Source organism: Halorubrum persicum (genome assembly GCF_002727125.1).
GTDB classification, from domain to species: Archaea; Halobacteriota; Halobacteria; order Halobacteriales; family Haloferacaceae; genus Halorubrum; species Halorubrum persicum.
Genome location: NZ_NHOA01000018.1, coordinates 1 through 15,257, shown reverse-complemented (window position 1 = coordinate 15,257; position 15,257 = coordinate 1). Strand labels below are relative to the sequence as shown.

Genomic DNA, 15,257 nt, shown 5'->3' with positions numbered 1-15,257 from the left:
TGCGTTCGTCGAAGAGTAACATCTGACATAATTCATCTCAATTTCCCTCAGCCGTTATGATAAAACTATCTCACGCGGGGATATTTTCTCTGGACCGAGACCGGGAGAATACGAGATGAGCGGAGTGTGGAGCGAGGCTCCGTGGAGACGAAACGCCTTCACACACCAACGTACACGTCACCTGCACCCACGGGAAACTGCGCGAGTACGGATGTTCTAACCACGGTGCCGGGCGTCGAGAGTGATATACCAGAGGAATCTCCGACACTATTTGTACCCGAGGGTGTTTGAGGCGAATGTGAGTCGACAGCTACGGCAGGCCACCATGATGGAACTGGTCGCCAAATCGAAGAATCCACCAGCGAGGGAACGGGAATGTCGCTGACCGGTGCCTTCACGAACGCAATTCTTCCGATCCTCTCAGTGGCAGTCGTCGGATATCTGTTGGCACGGTTAACCGAGATCGATGTTGATCCAGTGAACACCCTTGGCCTGTACGTTCTCATCCCCGCGCTCGCGTTTCACAGTATCGCGACGACCACCCTCGGCGGCGGAGAAGTTGCGAAACTCGGCGTCGGCGTCGTTGGATACGCTCTGCTCATGATTGCGATCGCGTGGGGGGTGGGGTACCTCAGCGGGGAGTCCGGACCCCTCCTCGGCGCGCTGATGCTGGCGGCGGCGTTTCCGAACTCGGGATTCGTCGGAATTCCGCTCTCCGAATTTGCCTTCGGAGAGATCGGACGAACAACTGCAGTTCTCTACCTCACAATCCAGAACCTTGTGGTGTACACCCTCGGTGTCTACATCGCGTCCGGCGGGTCCGATAGCCGGCCGCTCGACGCGGTGCTTGAGGTGTTTCGACTTCCACTGATATACGCTATCGTGGCCGCCGTCGCGATGCGGATGCTCAACCTCGTCCCCCCGCCCGAGTCGGCGGCGATGGAGACGGTTGGGCTCGTCGGCGATGCTTCGGTCCCAGTGATGCTTCTGATCCTCGGGATCCAGATGGCTGAGACGGACGTATCAGCGATATCTCGGTCCATACTTCCATCGACACTGAAACTCGTCGTCGCGCCGGTTGTCGGACTCTCGCTCGCGCTCGCGCTCGGATTTAACAATCCCACCGTCGCGAAGGTCTTTGTATTAGAGTGTGCAACCCCGGCAGCGGTCATCCCGCTCGCGCTTACGATCGAGTACACTGACGACGTGGTTGTCGACGGGATCACGGCGCCAGAATACCTCAGTACGGCCATCTTTACGACTACCGTTGCGAGTATCGGTGTACTCGCGGTGCTCGTCGCAGCGCTTCGCGCCGCCACATTCTTTTGACGATCTGTATCTCTTCGATCGCATCGACACCGACATCAGTATTAACATATTGTAAATATACTACTATTCCGCACAGAGCGTTTACGAAAGTTGGACGCAATCCGTTCGCACGTGTACTGGTCTCGGTTGGCGAAGGTGAGTTGAAGTGTGCATTACAGACGTACTATTGTAATGTGTTCCAGTAGCGCACGTGCCACGATGAGATAGTCTCTCGCTGTGGGAGTCCACTGGCGAGCAGAGGGGCTTACTAACTGATCGGCAGATCGATTTGTTCACGATATGTGAAACGGCTAAGACACTGAGATGTGCGATTCGAGTCCCCAGCTTGTTCTGTCAAATCTGCTGGATTTTATCCCCGGATGACGGCCGTGACGAACTGGAGGGATCGCCCTGGAAAGGGTTTGATTCGGGTGATGTCAGCGATATCATGCCCGCACTTAGAGTGATGGTAGTTAACATATAACGATTCACAGGAAATATAGAATAAAAACATGATAATGTGATCTGATCGAATAACGACATCTCTGCCGCGCGATCAGCGTTTACAATATGTGACCTATCGTGGGCAAAGCGGGTAATCGGCCCGTGTCGTCGAAATTTCCACGAGCGGCGGCTGTACGCCACTCACAATCACCAAGATATTTATTGGAGTCCGTTAATTGGTAGCGTGTATTATGGTAGCTGAAAAGCGATTCGTCAGTCCCGAAGACGTAGAGACCATCAAACTCGACTGGGGAACACTCAAGTGGATGAACACCCCGGACGTCACCGGTTCGTCCGGATTCAGCGCGGGTGTTGTGATGCTCGAACCGGGCAAAGGACACGAGCGGCATACTCATCCCGACAGCGAAGAGATACTGTATATTCTCGGCGGTGAAGGCAAGCAAACCATCGCCGACGAGGAGCGAACGATCACGACGGGAGAGATGGTCTACATTCCGAGCGGGGTCGAGCACAGTACCATTAACACCTCGTGGGAACCGCTCAGGTTCCTCGCAGTGTACTGTCCGCCCGGTCCGGAGGACGAGATCCGCGAGCTCGCGGAAGCGACGGTTTTCCCGCCAGGAGAGTTCCCCGACGCCTGACCGCGCACCCGTGACAGGGGAATTGTGTTGTGACGAACCCCTGAGAACTGTGTTGTACTGCGGCCGTGAGCGTGAGCAGTCTTGTTTCAGCCGTTTACGGGACTGAGACGTTCTCTCAGACGGGTAAACGCTTCTCAGGTGAGGCTAACTCTCTTGTTTCTTCCACAATATTAAAGTGATGCGAGGTGCCCCGTCAAGTTGTATGAAGTACACGCGCTCAGAATCACTCAACCGGCTAGAATCAACTATCGAAGCAGGAGAGCCCATCATCGGTGCCGGTGCGGGAACCGGTATCTCAGCGAAGTTTGCCGAGCGAGGGGGTGTCGACCTCCTGATCATCTACAACTCGGGACGATACCGCATGAACGGACGTGGGTCCCTCGCGGGGCTCCTCCCGTACGGCGACGCGAACGAGATCGTCACCGAGATGGGTCACGAAGTCATTCCGGTTGTAGAGGATACACCGGTGCTTGCCGGCGTCAACGGGACGGACCCGTTCCGGGACATGAGCGTCTTCATCGAGGACCTCCGCCGTCGAGGCTTCTCCGGAGTACAGAACTTCCCCACGGTCGGCCTTATCGACGAGGACAGCACGTACCGACAGAACCTTGAAGAGACAAATATGGGGTACGACAAGGAGGTCGAAATGATCCGCGAGGCGAGCGAGCAGGAGATGTTGACCTGTCCGTACGTGTTCACGGAAGAGCAGGCGAAAGCGATGACCGAAGCGGGTGCCGACGTGATCGTCTCGCATATGGGACTGACCACCTCGGGCGACATCGGTGCGGAGACGGCGCTCGATCTGGATGAGGCGTCAAAGCGCGTGCAGGCGCATCACGACGCCGCCAAATCCGTCCGAGACGACGTCCACGTCATCTGTCACGGCGGGCCCATCGCGTGGCCTGATGACGCAGAGTACGTCCTGAATAACACCGAGGGGATCGTCGGGTTCTTCGGCGCGTCGAGCATCGAACGCCTCGCAACCGAAGACGCGATCGAGAACCAGGCTCGCAAGTTCAAGTCGATCGACTTCTGAGCGCGAGCCAGACGTACGGTCCAGGATCGGCAGGGGATGACTTGCTTCCCGCGTCGATTGAACCGCTGTCGGACGAACCACACGAGGTGGCCTCGGTCTACTATTCCTCTCTGTTACGGCAGCGATGAGCCGTCGAAGCGCAGTGAGATGCCGGTGATTCCGAGGAGATCGGCGATCGTGGGGACAACATCTCGGGCTTCGACAGTCACCTGTTCCAAGTCGTGGCTGGGGCCGGCGGGCCAGCCAAGCCAGTAGCAGCCGAATGCGCCGGTATTCACCCAACGTGCGAGCCGCCAACCATCGTCGGATTGAGCGACGCCAGCCCTATTTCGCCGAAGAACAGCTTGCACGGGTCATATCTCGGTTTGGCATGGATGTCCATATCCGTCGCGTAGTACGGGATGTCGTCCCTGTCGCACCACCAGTAATACTGGAACCAGATGTTAGAAGGCGCGACCAGAACCACCCCCCCGCGTTCGGATGGTCGAGGTTGTACGCCGACTTCTCGGTATCAGTGATGATCGTCTCGATGCCGTCAAGATCCGCTATGGCGGTCCGAGCCGTCGCGAGGTCGTCAGACCACAAATTTCGAGCAAGTGACCGCCAACATGCCGAAAGTTTCACTCGACGGCGTACAGCGTTGAATCAGTCCCCCCGAAGTAGAGCGTTCCTTCGACGAGCGCCGGACTGGATCCCACGCCTCGGCCGCCGATCTCCAGGAACCACTCTTGATCGCCATCCAGCGTGAACGCGTGCATCCCCGCGGTGCTACTGCCGCCCTCCGTCTGTCGGTGGCTGCCGACGTAGAGTCGATCCGACGTGACGACCGGACTACTCCCGACCTCGAGCGAGGAGGTCTCGTAGTCCCACACCTCTTCGCCGGTCTGCCGGTCGAACCGGAATACCTTCCCGTAGTTCGTGGTCGGGTCATCGAGCGAGTTGTACGGAGTGTTTCCGACGTACACGGCGTCCTCGCTGACGGCGACGGAACCGGAGATGTACCGGCCAGCCGTGTCGGCGAACCACATCTCTTCACCCGTCTCCGCGTCGACCGCGTGGACATTCCCGTTCCAGTCGGCGAAGTACACCGTTCCGTACGCGACGGCCGGACTCGACCAGATCATGTCTCGGGTCTCGTAGGTCCACCGCTCGTCCCCCGTGTTCGGGTCCAGCGCGTACATCACGCCATCGGAGGCGCCGACGTACATCGTTTCGTCGGTGAGGGCCGGCGTGCTCACGACCTCCGTGCCGATCTCGACCCGCCACTCCGTCTCTCCCGACTCTGCGTCGAGCGAGTAGACCCACCCGTTCTCCGGCACGTCCGCGTCGTTCGCGTACCACGCACACGCGAGGTTGTGACAGCCGATGCCGACAAGGATCGAGCCGTTCCACGGCGTCGGACTCCCTCGGATCAGGCCGTTGAACGAGCGGGACCAGCGCTCCTCACCCGTCTCGGCGTCGACGGCATACAGGTGTTTGTCGTACGACCCGACGTACACCGTCCCATCGTCGTACGCGGGCGTCGCCTCGATCCGGTGGTCGGACGAGAACGTCCACACCGCCTCGCCCGACCCGGCGTCAACAGCGTACAGCGCGTTGTCGGCGCTGCCGATGAACACTGTGCCGTCCGCGACCGCTGGACTCCCCCAAAACGGTCCCTCCGCCTCGTACGTCCACGCGACCGTCGGTTCCGTGCCGAGCCCCGAATTGGCCCCCGTGTAGCCGGTGTTGTGCTGTTCTCCCCGAAAGGTCGGCCACGAGGAAATCGGTTCCGAGACCGGGTGACTCTGTGAGGCGGAACCCAGCGATCGCTGACAGCCCGCGGTGGCGGTGACAGCAGACGCTGAGAGCGCAGCGAGGAACTGTCGCCGATTTCGGTACGTCATCTAACCGTGGTAATGGCTTCGGCGGAATAATACTACCGGCACGAGGCCGACCAGCGAACGTGTCCGATCGATCGAGTACGAAATGGGGGATCTGGACCGTGGCTCAGACGACGAGGTACTCGTCGAGGTCCTCGTTCTCCAGCTCCTCGGTGGTTCCCTGGTACACGATGTCTCCCTGATCGAGAACATATCCCCGGTCCGCGATGCGAAGCGCTTCGTGGACGTTCTGTTCGATGAGCAGCACTGTCAGCCCCTGATCTGCGATCTCCTCGATGGAGTCGCCGACGGCGGTGACGATCTGGGGGGCCAGCCCCTCGGTGGGCTCGTCCAACAGGAGGAGATCGAGATCCGGCAGCCGAAGGGTACGCGCGATCGATAGCATCTGCTGTTCGCCGCCCGAGAGCGTCCCGGCCTGCTGGGCCTTGCGCTCCTCAAGACGGGGGAATAGGTCGTAGAGTTCACCGATCTCCATGGTGCTTTCTCCGCCACCGAGCCCGCGTCGGCGGACGGTGTTCCACCAGCTCCGCGTGATGGTCGACAGTTCGAGGTTCTCCTCGACGGTCAGTTCGGTGAACAGCCGCCGGCCTTCGGGAACGACGCCGATACCGCCCATCGCGATGTCGTCGGCCGGCCAATCGGTGATGTCGGAGCCGTCGAACCGGACCGATCCCGAACGGATCTCCGGCGGCTCTGTGCCAGCGATGCTGCGGACCGTCGTCGTCTTTCCGGCACCGTTCCGTCCGAGGAGGGTTACGACCTCACCCTCGTCGATGGACATCGAGACCCCCCTGAGGATGTGGCTCGGACCGTAGTGGGCGTGGACGCCGTCGAGTTCGAGGAGCGTCATTCTCCCTCACCTCCGAGGTAGGCCTCGCGAACCGCCGGGTGGTCCCTGATCTCGTCGGGAGTCCCCTTCGCGATTAACTCGCCTTGGTGGAGCGTGAAGATTCGGTCGGAGATATCGAAGACGATGTCCATATCGTGTTCGACGAGGAAGATCGTCATTCCCCACTCCGATAGGAGATTTTCGATGAGATCGACGGTCATCTCGGTTTCCGTCGGCGACATTCCCGCCGTCGGCTCGTCCATGAAAAGCAGGTCCGGGTCGGTCGCAAGCCCGATGGCGACCTCCAGTCGTCGCTTGTCGCCGTAAGGGAGCGACGCGGCCTCCATTCCTGCCTTCTCACCGAGTCCGATGGTGGCGAGGATGTCGTCCGTCAGCTCTTGGACCTCGTCGAAGGAGTCTCGGCGGCTGAGGAAGTTAATCCGGAAGGAGCCGTGCTCGGCAGCGAACGCCGCAACCTGAACGTTCTCGCGGACGGAGAGCTCAGGAAGGATCGACGCCGTCTGGAACGTCCGGCCCACGCCGAGCTGGGCGATCTCGAAGGGCTCCATGCCGACGAGGTCATTTCCGGCGTACGTCACCGTCCCCCGGGTCGGCGTGAGCCGTCCCGTGATCGTGTTGATGAGTGTCGACTTCCCGGCGCCGTTGGGGCCGATAAGTGACACTAGTTCGCCCTCTTGGACGGCGATTTCGACGCCGTTGAGGGCCGTGAGGCCACCGAATTCTTTCGTCAAGTCGTTCGTTTCGAGGAGCGCCATTACCGCTCACCCCCGTCGGACCCTTCGGCGGCTGAGCCGCCAGTCAGCCGGCCTTTCACCTTCTCGGCCAGATTCCTTGGCTCGCGGAGCTCCGCGGTGAAATCGGTGATCATTCCCCAGATGCCGTCGGGATAGACCCACACGACGGCGGTGAACGAGACCGCCAACATGAGCAGCCAGTAGTTCCCGAGCATGGGATACCCGTTGACGATTCCCTTGAAGTAGAACCACACGAACGTGCCGATAACCGGTCCGGCCAGCGTACCGAGGCCGCCGAGGACCGCCATCACGACCACGTCACCACTGATCGACCAGTAGAGCCGCTCGACGCCCGCAAACTGGGTATTGACAGCCAGCAGCGCGCCCGCGAGACCGGTGATCCCCGCCGAGAGGAGGAACGCGGCGAACTTGTAGCGCCAGACGTCGAGGCCGACGAAAGACGCGCGGGTCTCGTTCTCGCGGATGGCCTTGAAGATCAGTCCGTAGGGCGATTTGCGAACCCGGGTGATGAACACGACGGCGCCGACGAAGAAGGCGCCGACGAAGAGGTACAGGTTGTTCACGACGAGTTCACCGAGGATACCGCCGTACTCGTGTTCGAGGTCGACCATCCCGAGGAGAGGCGTCCTCTCAACCTCCAGTCCGTTTATCCCCTGTGTGATTCCTTCGAGGGGATTGCTCGCGAGGAAGTACAGGAACTGGCCGATCGCCAGCGCCACGATGGCGAAGTACACCGTGTGGAGACGGAGCAGGATAACCGCCGCGACCACTCCGAGGGCGAGCGCGGACAGCACTCCGACGACGACGATCAGCAGCGGCTCGTTGAACACGTGAATCGAGAACAGCGCGGTCGCGTAGCTCGCGGTCCCGAAGAACATCGCGTGTCCGAACGAGAGGAGGCCGGTCTGTCCCAACAGGAGGTTGAATCCGAGCGCGAAGATGGACCAGATGAGGATGGTTATTGTGAGCCCGTGGTACCCCTGTGTCACGTCCGAAACGACGGGTGCTCGACTGAACAGGTAGGAGAACGTGAGGACGAACGCGACCGAGACCATGAAGATGAACCGCTCGGTGTGTTTGATCCGGTCCCAGGCGTCCACGCTGATCAGAGACGATTCGTCCTCGACGTCGGTTTGTAAGTTATCAGTACTCATTGTCCTATCTTCGCAGAGGGGAAGATACCGCTCGGTCTGATCGTCAACACGACGATAGCCAATAAATAAATGCTGGCTTGGGTCATGCTCGGTGCCACCACTGTTGCCAACGCGAACACGAAACCAGCGAGGAGAGAGCCGATGACCGTTCCACGGAGGCTCCCGACGCCGCCCATGATCACGATTACCAGTGATGGGATGAGAATCTCCATCCCGATTCCGGAGGTAACGTTGAAGAGTGACCCCCCGAGAACGCCGGCGAGCCCCGCGTACGCGGCACCGATCGCGAAGATCAGCAGGAAGGGTCGACCGACGCGAATGCCGAGCATTTCGGCCATCTCCGAGTCCTCGGTCCCGGCCCGTACCGCGAGGCCGTAGTCGGTGTACTTGAAGAACGCGAAGATGACTCCGATGAGCACCAGCGTGAGCGTCACGACGAGCACCCGTATCGTCGACGCGGCGCTCATCCCCGGCGGCGTTCCGATCAGCGGGAAGGAAATCGCGCCCATGAGCCACTCGGGGCGGGGATAGATCGTCCCGGTCCGACCGAAGACGATGGCAAATATCTCTTGGGCGGCTATCAAGACGCCGAACGTGACCAACAGCTGTTCAAGCAGATCGCGATCGTAGAACGGCTTCGCGAGCAGTCGTTCCATGGCCACGCCCAGGACGAAGATGACGGCCGGCGTCAGAATCAAAGCCGGCACGAATCCCCACCCGAGACCGATCGCCCCAAAATCCGAGAGGAGACCCCCAAACTGCTCGTTGGACGCGATGAGGAGACCGATGTATGCGCCGCCGAGATAGAGAACACCGTGGGCCATGTTCACATATTTAAGCGACCCGAACACGATTGACAGGCCGATGGCGACCAGCAGATACAGCGATGCAACGCTCAGTGCGATGAATACGAACCCGACGGCCGCGTCGAGAGTCATCCCAGCCACCTCGGACCAGACGGAATTAGTCGTCTCATGGTTTGCACGACTAGCAATCATTTCTGCGGTACGTTAATCTTGTGATCCGGTGACTTTTCACGTGATACTGCGGCGCTCTGACGTGGGTCCTCAGGGTCGCCGACGCGACGGATCGCCGAAAATTGGAAGACGGAACAGGCGATGAGACTGTTCAGTCAAAAATCGTCGCGGTGGCAGTTACTCGTCACCGTATTCGTTCTCGTCCATCGCGCATTCAGTCGCCGGGAACGAGTCCGTTCCGTAGATCAACGGATCGGTCGTCTCGACGACCTCAGTGCGGATACCGAGCTCTTCGGCGCGGTCATCGCCGACCCCCTGCACGAGGTACCACGGCCGTTCGACCTGATGGTCAGCCTCGCGGAAGACCGAATCGCCCCACGCGAGGCTCCATTCGAACTCCTCGAGCGTGCGGACCACCGTCGGCGGGTGGAACGTCCCCGCCTCCTCGACGGCGGCGGCGTAGACCATCATCGATTCGTAGGTGTGCAGCGAGCTTTGGTTGGGCGTCTCGCCGTACTCGTCTTGGTACGCCTCGACGAACACCTGGCTCGCCTCGTTGTCGGCGGCGGGATTCCACGGCTCCATACCGAGGACGCCCTCCGCGTCGGCCCCGAGCGGATCGAGAGTGAAGGCGCTGACGTGCGGGATGATCACGTCGATCTCGTCGGTCAAACCGGCGTCGCGCAGCTGCGCGAGCCCGCTGGCGGCGAAGCTGCCGAAGCTGGAGAAGTACAGCGTGTCGGCGCCAGACTCTTCGAGCGCTTGGATCTGCGAGCTGTGGTCGGACTCCCCCTCCGCAATGGCGGCCTCGCCGGCGTGCTCCCACGGACCCTGCTCGGTGAGATACTTTCGGGCGGCGTCTCGGTTCGACTGCCCGTATGAGTAGTCCATGAAGATGTGGAACAGCGATCGGTCCTCACCCAACACCGAGGGTGCCGCCTCGCCCATCGCCATCCCGATGATCTCCGCGTGGAACGTCGGGTGGAAGTAGTACCGGGAGCAGTTCTCTCCGGAGATCCCGGCCGACGTCGAGTTGCCACCCATGAACGGAACCTTCTCGCGTTGAGCGACATTCTGCATGGCCATCGTCACCGTACTCGACATGCCGCCCGTCCAGAACTGGATGTTATCCTGCTGGATCATCCGTTCGATGTTGTCCTGTGCGGTGTCGGCGCTGCCGGCCGTGTCGGCCTTCGTGGGCTCGACCTGGTGGCCCATGATGCCGTCGCCGCTCAGGCGATCCCAGAAATCGACGAGCCCACCGCCGTTGTTGAGGTGATCGATCGCGAGATCGTACCCTCGCTCCTGATCCTGCCCGTCCGGACCCAGCGCACCGGAGGTCGGCCCGTTGAATCCGATCGCCACGGTGTCTCCCTCGGGCGGGAAGTTTCCGATTGCCTCGTAGCCGTCGCCACCGTCACCGCCGTCGCCACCGTCACCACCGTCACCACCGTCACCGCCCCCTGAACAACCGGCGATACCGGCTGCAAGGCCGGTCGCGCCGATAGCTTTCAAATATTGTCTCCTCGAGCTGTCAGTTTGCATTTGCTTTTTCGTCATGGATTTTCGCAACGGTCGTAGAGACATGGTAAGAAGAGATAATTAAATCTTTGGGTAATTTCGGTCACGGACGGCGTCAACCGAATCGATTCTCCGTGTGAACCACGAACTTCCGGAAAACACCAGCCCGTGGATCGATGAGAGTAATGAATATCACGTCACCGTGGTACCAGAGCGAATGTGTCGCTCACGTCCCGGTAGATTCCTCCATGTACCGGTCCATCTGTTTCGCGAGTGCAATCGCGAACTCGTCGTCGTTGATGCCCACGTCAATCTCCATTACCTCAACGTTCTCGTTGACGTGCTCGCGGAGCGCGTCAAACAATGCCGCATCGGCCTCCGGATCGTGGAACGGTTCTCCGGGGGTATCTAGCATCGAGACGCCCGCAAGCGGAAGCGCAAGCGTAGTAGGGCCGGTCGCTGCGTTAAGCTTCTCTGCGATGATCCGCCCGAGTTCGGCGTTCTCCTCCGGGGTGGTCCGCATCAGCGTCACCTGCGGATTGTGAACATGAAACAGTCGGTCACCGAACTCATCAGGGACGGAGGATTTCGGACCGAAGTTGACCATGTCGAGTGCACCTGTCGATACCACCTGCGGGATGCCCGCCTCACCAGCCGCGTCGAGCCGTTCGGGGCCGGCAGAGAGAACCCCACCTACGAGCTCGTCCGCCCATTCCGTTGTCGTGACATCAAGGACACCGTCGATGACGCCCTCCTCGATCAACGCCTCCATCGCACGTCCACCGGTCCCGGTCGCGTGGAACACGATGGTCTCGTACCCCTGATCTTCGAGCCATTCGCGGGCCGCCTGGACACATGGGGTTGTCACGCCGAACATCGTGAGGCCGATGGTCGGCTTCTCCGCCGTCTCCACGTCGGGGTCCCGATCGACCATGCCGACCATGGCGAGCGCCGCGTTCGCGATGACCGTTCGCGAGAGCTGGTTGAGACCCTCAATGTCGGCGACGGAGTACATCATCGCGATGTCGGCGTACCCGACGTACGGCTCCGTGTCCCCCGAAGCCACCGTCGAGACCATCAACTTCGGCACACCGACCGGAAGTGCGCGCATTGCGGCGGTTGCCATCGACGTGTTTCCGGATCCTCCCAATCCGAGGACGCCGTCGAGACGCCCTTCCTCGTGAGCACGCGTTACGATGGCGGCGGCACCGTCACCCATAGCTTCGACCGCCTTCCCACGGTCGCCAGCCTCGCGAAGGGTCTCGAGATCCGTATCGGCCGCTGCCGCCACCTCGGCGGCGCCGACGTCCGGATCGATCTCGGGATCGCCCATCACACCGACATCGACGAGGGTGACATCGATGCCCTCCGCCTGGATAATGTCACGAGCGAATCCGATCTCTTCGCCTTTCGTGTCGAGAGTGCCGACAATGTATACGCTCATTGTCGCCCCACTGTGGACCGGCTGCGTCGAGCGGGGCTCTCCCCGAAAGTCGATCGGTCGTGTTGATGTCTGGTCGTCGATTCCGCACTGGGCCGTGTCACTGGCATCGCGCGATGCATGCTTTGTTGTCTCATGGCGTGCCGAATGACGCCGTAGACCATAATGAACATTCGGGTTGCAATGATCGCCTATCTCGGTGGGTCTTGCCTGAGGATTTATTATTGTGTCTTTGCTACATAGCGTTATCCATGGCTCAATCTCCGGACTGGAACCAAATCGAGGTGTCGAGCGCCGTTCCGCCCGCGTTCGAGAAAGAGGCGGCAGAGGGGCTCCCAACACTACAACAGCTCGCTGAGGTCGGCGTCTGGACGTACAACGTCGATGACGAGAAGCTCTGGTGGAGCAAAGAAGCAAGGCAGATACACGGGATCGACTCGGCACCGACGGTCCCAGACCTAATCGAACAGTACGAAGATGCGGATCAGCAGAAGGTACTCGAACATCTCTCTGAAGCGGTCGAGCGCGGCGAATCATTTTCGGTTGACGTCGAACACGCCAGCAAACGGACGACGAAGCGCACGGTGCGGCTCCGCTGTGCACCCGTCGTCGAAGACGGCCGAACCGTTCTGCTGCAAGGGGTCGTCCGCGACGTGACTGATCTGAAACGCCAAGAACAGCGCATCGAGATACTTCGGCGGACGAGTCAGGATCTCAGGAACGCCAGTTCGAAGGACGAGGTCGCGGAGCTGCTCGCCGACGCCGCGAAAAACGTCCTCGGGCTCGTGAACACGACCGTGCGGTTGGTCGATGCGAACCGAAACACCCTGCGGGTCGTCGAAGCGACTGAAGAGTGTTTAGAGCGTGCGGGCGACCGTCCGAGCTACGCAGTCACAGAGGACACGCCGGCGGCGGAGACCTACCGAACCGGAACACCCGTCATCGATAAGGACCACGAACACACCGGCGACGACCACAGCCGAGGAGCCCTGCGCTCAGGGCTGTACGTCCCGATCGGGAGCCACGGGGTTCTCAGCGCCGGTGACGTTGTTGTCAACGCCTTCGAGGAACACGATCTCGAGGCGGCGAGCCTCCTCGGCGAGCTCGGTGCGGAAGCGATTACGCGGATCGGATGGGTGAAGCGATCGAGAGCGATCTGATTGGGAGAGGTCGGCCGAGAGAATAGCTCTGTGGAGATCGTTCATTTACATTATGGCAACAGTTATTGTTGATCATGATTATAAGCTGAATATGATCGGTAACGTGACTGGGCGACGGCTCAAGACGACCGAGGCTTCACTGGAAATACTGCGGCTCATCCTCGAACACGATGGGCTCACTCTCAGTGAATTGGACAAGATGGTCGACAGTTCGAAGAGCTCGATCTGCAGTCACCTCAATACCCTCTTGGAGAGCCGCTATCTCGTCAAGGAAGATGGAATCTACAAAGTCAGCTTTCGAGTGGCTCTCTTGGGTGAACGAGCGAGACACCGGTATCCAACGGGCGAGGGTATCGAAACGGCTATTGATCGCTTGGCGCGCGCGACAGAGCAAGAGGCGAACTTCACCATCCTCGAACACGGACGACTGCTCACCTGCTACGGTTCATCAGGCGACGATAATGCGAGTGAGAAAAGTGCCCGTTACCGTTCCGAGTATCACCTTCACAATACCGCAGCGGGGAAGGCTATCCTCGCCGAACTCGATCGGGACGAGGTCGAATCTATACTGGATCACTGGGGTCTCCCACGGGAGTCGCAGGAGACGATTACGGACCGCGATCATCTGTTCGACGTGCTCGAAACGTACGAATCGCAGGGCTACGCCGTCGTCGATGAGGAGTTCGCTCCCGGACTTGTCGCGATCGGGGCACCGGTCCATGACGAAGGCGGGGAGATCATTGGCGGAGTGAGTGTCGGCGGGCCGAAGTATCAGAACAGCATCACGCGGTTTGAACGGGAGTTCGCCGACCACCTATTCGACGCCGTCGACGAGATCGAATTGGTGGTCTGAGTGGAGGCCAACTTTCGATAGTGTCAATAGTAAACGAGTTCTCATGCGAAAATTCTCATAATGAAAATTGTTCGTGATGTTAACTATTAATAATGCACAAACCATACTCTGACACCGATTTTTATTATATATATTGTTGTAATTTGTTGGGGAATAGAGCCTTGACAGCGAAAATTAATTACTATATGTGAATACGCGGCTGGTTTACGGAGAATCAAGGAGAAAGCCTCGCGCTTCAGCGCGGGGATGAATCCGACAACTCCCCCACAGCCCACCGCTCGAAGGCATGGTTGGATATACCACACCATCTGAATGGCTACTATTAAGTAGGATTACTGTCATAGGTTATGTATGGCAAAACAAGTCGTCACGCGCACCTATACTGCTTCCATTCGGAATCAGTCTCGGGCGTCTGACGATCTTGATGCCCTCGGGTTCGCAGCCTCGAAACTTTGGAACGTCGGGCGGTGGACGTGCAGCCGGATTTGGGACGAAATCGGTCACATTCCAAACCACAACGAACTCACCGCCTACCTCAAGAGCCACGAACGCTACGATGACCTGCATTCGCAGTCAAGTCAGCGAGTCCTTCAAGAACTCGCTGAGGCGTTCAACGGCTGGTACGGCAACCGACATAACGGAGATGCGAGAGCGAACCCGCCCGGCTACCGCAAACACGGCGACGAACACCCGCGAAGCACGGTCACGTTCAAAGCCGCTGGCTTCAAACTCGATACCCAGTACAACCGCGTCCGACTCTCCAAAGGCTCGAACCTCAAAGAGTATTGGTCGGACTTCATCCTCTGTACATACCAGACGCGACCCGACGTTGATCTCTCCACCGTGGAGAACGTCCAACAAGTGAAGGCAGTGTGGGCAGGCGACGAGTGGGAACTCCACTTCGTCTGTAAGGTTGAGATTGAGGTATCTGAGTCGCCCGGCGAAAAGACGGTTGGCATTGATTTCGGGATCAACAACTTCGCCGCGCTCGCCTACGAGAACGGTCACAGCGAGCTGTATCCGCTCAACAGTCTGAAGCAGGACGACTACTACTTCAGCAAGCGGCTTGCGCGGTGTGACGATTCAAACTCTGAGCAGGCTACACGGCTGAATCAGAAGAAATCGAGTCGGCGCACGCACTACTTCCACACGCTCTCGAAACACATCGTCGAGCGGTGTGTTGAGGAAGATGTCGGCACGATAGTGATAGGCG

13 protein-coding genes are annotated in these 15,257 nt (G+C 59.6%); 6 read left to right on the top strand and 7 right to left on the bottom strand.

The window, feature by feature from the left end; translation table 11 throughout:
* Positions 1 to 375: 375 nt before the first annotated feature.
* The 3 genes from DJ69_RS03020 (at position 376) to DJ69_RS03010 (ending at position 3,450) form a co-directional block, all read left to right on the top strand.
* Positions 376 to 1,329, top strand: coding sequence for an AEC family transporter (locus tag DJ69_RS03020; RefSeq protein WP_099254232.1), 954 nt, complete (start codon positions 376 to 378; stop codon positions 1,327 to 1,329).
* Positions 1,330 to 2,003: 674 nt separating this feature from the next.
* Positions 2,004 to 2,414, top strand: coding sequence for a cupin domain-containing protein (locus DJ69_RS03015; RefSeq protein ID WP_099254231.1), 411 nt, complete (start codon positions 2,004 to 2,006; stop codon positions 2,412 to 2,414).
* A 202-nt stretch (positions 2,415 to 2,616) separates the two neighbouring features.
* Positions 2,617 to 3,450 carry a phosphoenolpyruvate hydrolase family protein gene (locus DJ69_RS03010; RefSeq protein ID WP_099254230.1) on the top strand — a complete coding sequence of 278 codons (834 nt, stop codon included), beginning with the start codon at positions 2,617 to 2,619 and terminating at the stop codon, positions 3,448 to 3,450.
* A gap of 620 nt (positions 3,451 to 4,070) precedes the next feature.
* On the opposite strand, the gene DJ69_RS03000 is transcribed toward DJ69_RS03010, so the two are convergent.
* The 7 genes from DJ69_RS03000 to DJ69_RS02970 form a co-directional block, all read right to left on the bottom strand.
* A complete protein-coding gene (locus DJ69_RS03000; RefSeq protein WP_099254228.1) occupies positions 4,071 to 5,336 on the bottom strand; it encodes an outer membrane protein assembly factor BamB family protein in 1,266 nt (421 codons plus the stop codon).
* Positions 5,337 to 5,439: 103 nt separating this feature from the next.
* Positions 5,440 to 6,183, bottom strand: a complete 744-nt coding sequence (locus tag DJ69_RS02995) for an ABC transporter ATP-binding protein (protein WP_099254227.1) — start codon at positions 6,181 to 6,183, stop codon at positions 5,440 to 5,442.
* A complete protein-coding gene (locus DJ69_RS02990) occupies positions 6,180 to 6,938 on the bottom strand; it encodes an ABC transporter ATP-binding protein (protein ID WP_099254226.1) in 759 nt (252 codons plus the stop codon). Before DJ69_RS02990 ends, DJ69_RS02995 begins: the two co-directional genes overlap by 4 nt.
* A complete protein-coding gene (locus DJ69_RS02985) occupies positions 6,938 to 8,092 on the bottom strand; it encodes a branched-chain amino acid ABC transporter permease (protein WP_099254225.1) in 1,155 nt (384 codons plus the stop codon). The genes DJ69_RS02990 and DJ69_RS02985 overlap by 1 nt, the downstream gene beginning before the upstream one ends.
* Entirely contained in the window at positions 8,089 to 9,030 is a 942-nt protein-coding gene (locus tag DJ69_RS02980) for a branched-chain amino acid ABC transporter permease (protein ID WP_099254224.1), read from the bottom strand. Before DJ69_RS02980 ends, DJ69_RS02985 begins: the two co-directional genes overlap by 4 nt.
* 216 nt (positions 9,031 to 9,246) lie before the next feature.
* Positions 9,247 to 10,629, bottom strand: a complete 1,383-nt coding sequence (locus tag DJ69_RS02975; protein ID WP_099254223.1) for an ABC transporter substrate-binding protein — start codon at positions 10,627 to 10,629, stop codon at positions 9,247 to 9,249.
* A 187-nt stretch (positions 10,630 to 10,816) separates the two neighbouring features.
* Complete coding sequence (locus DJ69_RS02970; protein WP_099254222.1) at positions 10,817 to 12,034, bottom strand: Tm-1-like ATP-binding domain-containing protein; 1,218 nt, start codon at positions 12,032 to 12,034, stop codon at positions 10,817 to 10,819.
* A gap of 281 nt (positions 12,035 to 12,315) precedes the next feature.
* Here DJ69_RS02970 and DJ69_RS02965 point away from each other — a divergent pair, with 281 nt between their 5' ends.
* From DJ69_RS02965 to DJ69_RS02955, 3 genes are all read left to right on the top strand, one after another.
* Positions 12,316 to 13,191, top strand: coding sequence for a GAF domain-containing protein (locus tag DJ69_RS02965; protein WP_099254233.1), 876 nt, complete (start codon positions 12,316 to 12,318; stop codon positions 13,189 to 13,191).
* Positions 13,192 to 13,282: 91 nt separating this feature from the next.
* The gene (locus DJ69_RS02960) at positions 13,283 to 14,044 is read left to right on the top strand and encodes an IclR family transcriptional regulator (RefSeq protein WP_099254221.1); all 762 of its coding nucleotides are present in this window, start codon (positions 13,283 to 13,285) and stop codon (positions 14,042 to 14,044) included.
* Between the two features lie 351 nt (positions 14,045 to 14,395).
* On the top strand, positions 14,396 to 15,257 hold an 862-nt coding region (locus DJ69_RS02955; protein ID WP_099254220.1), incomplete at its 3' end, for an RNA-guided endonuclease InsQ/TnpB family protein.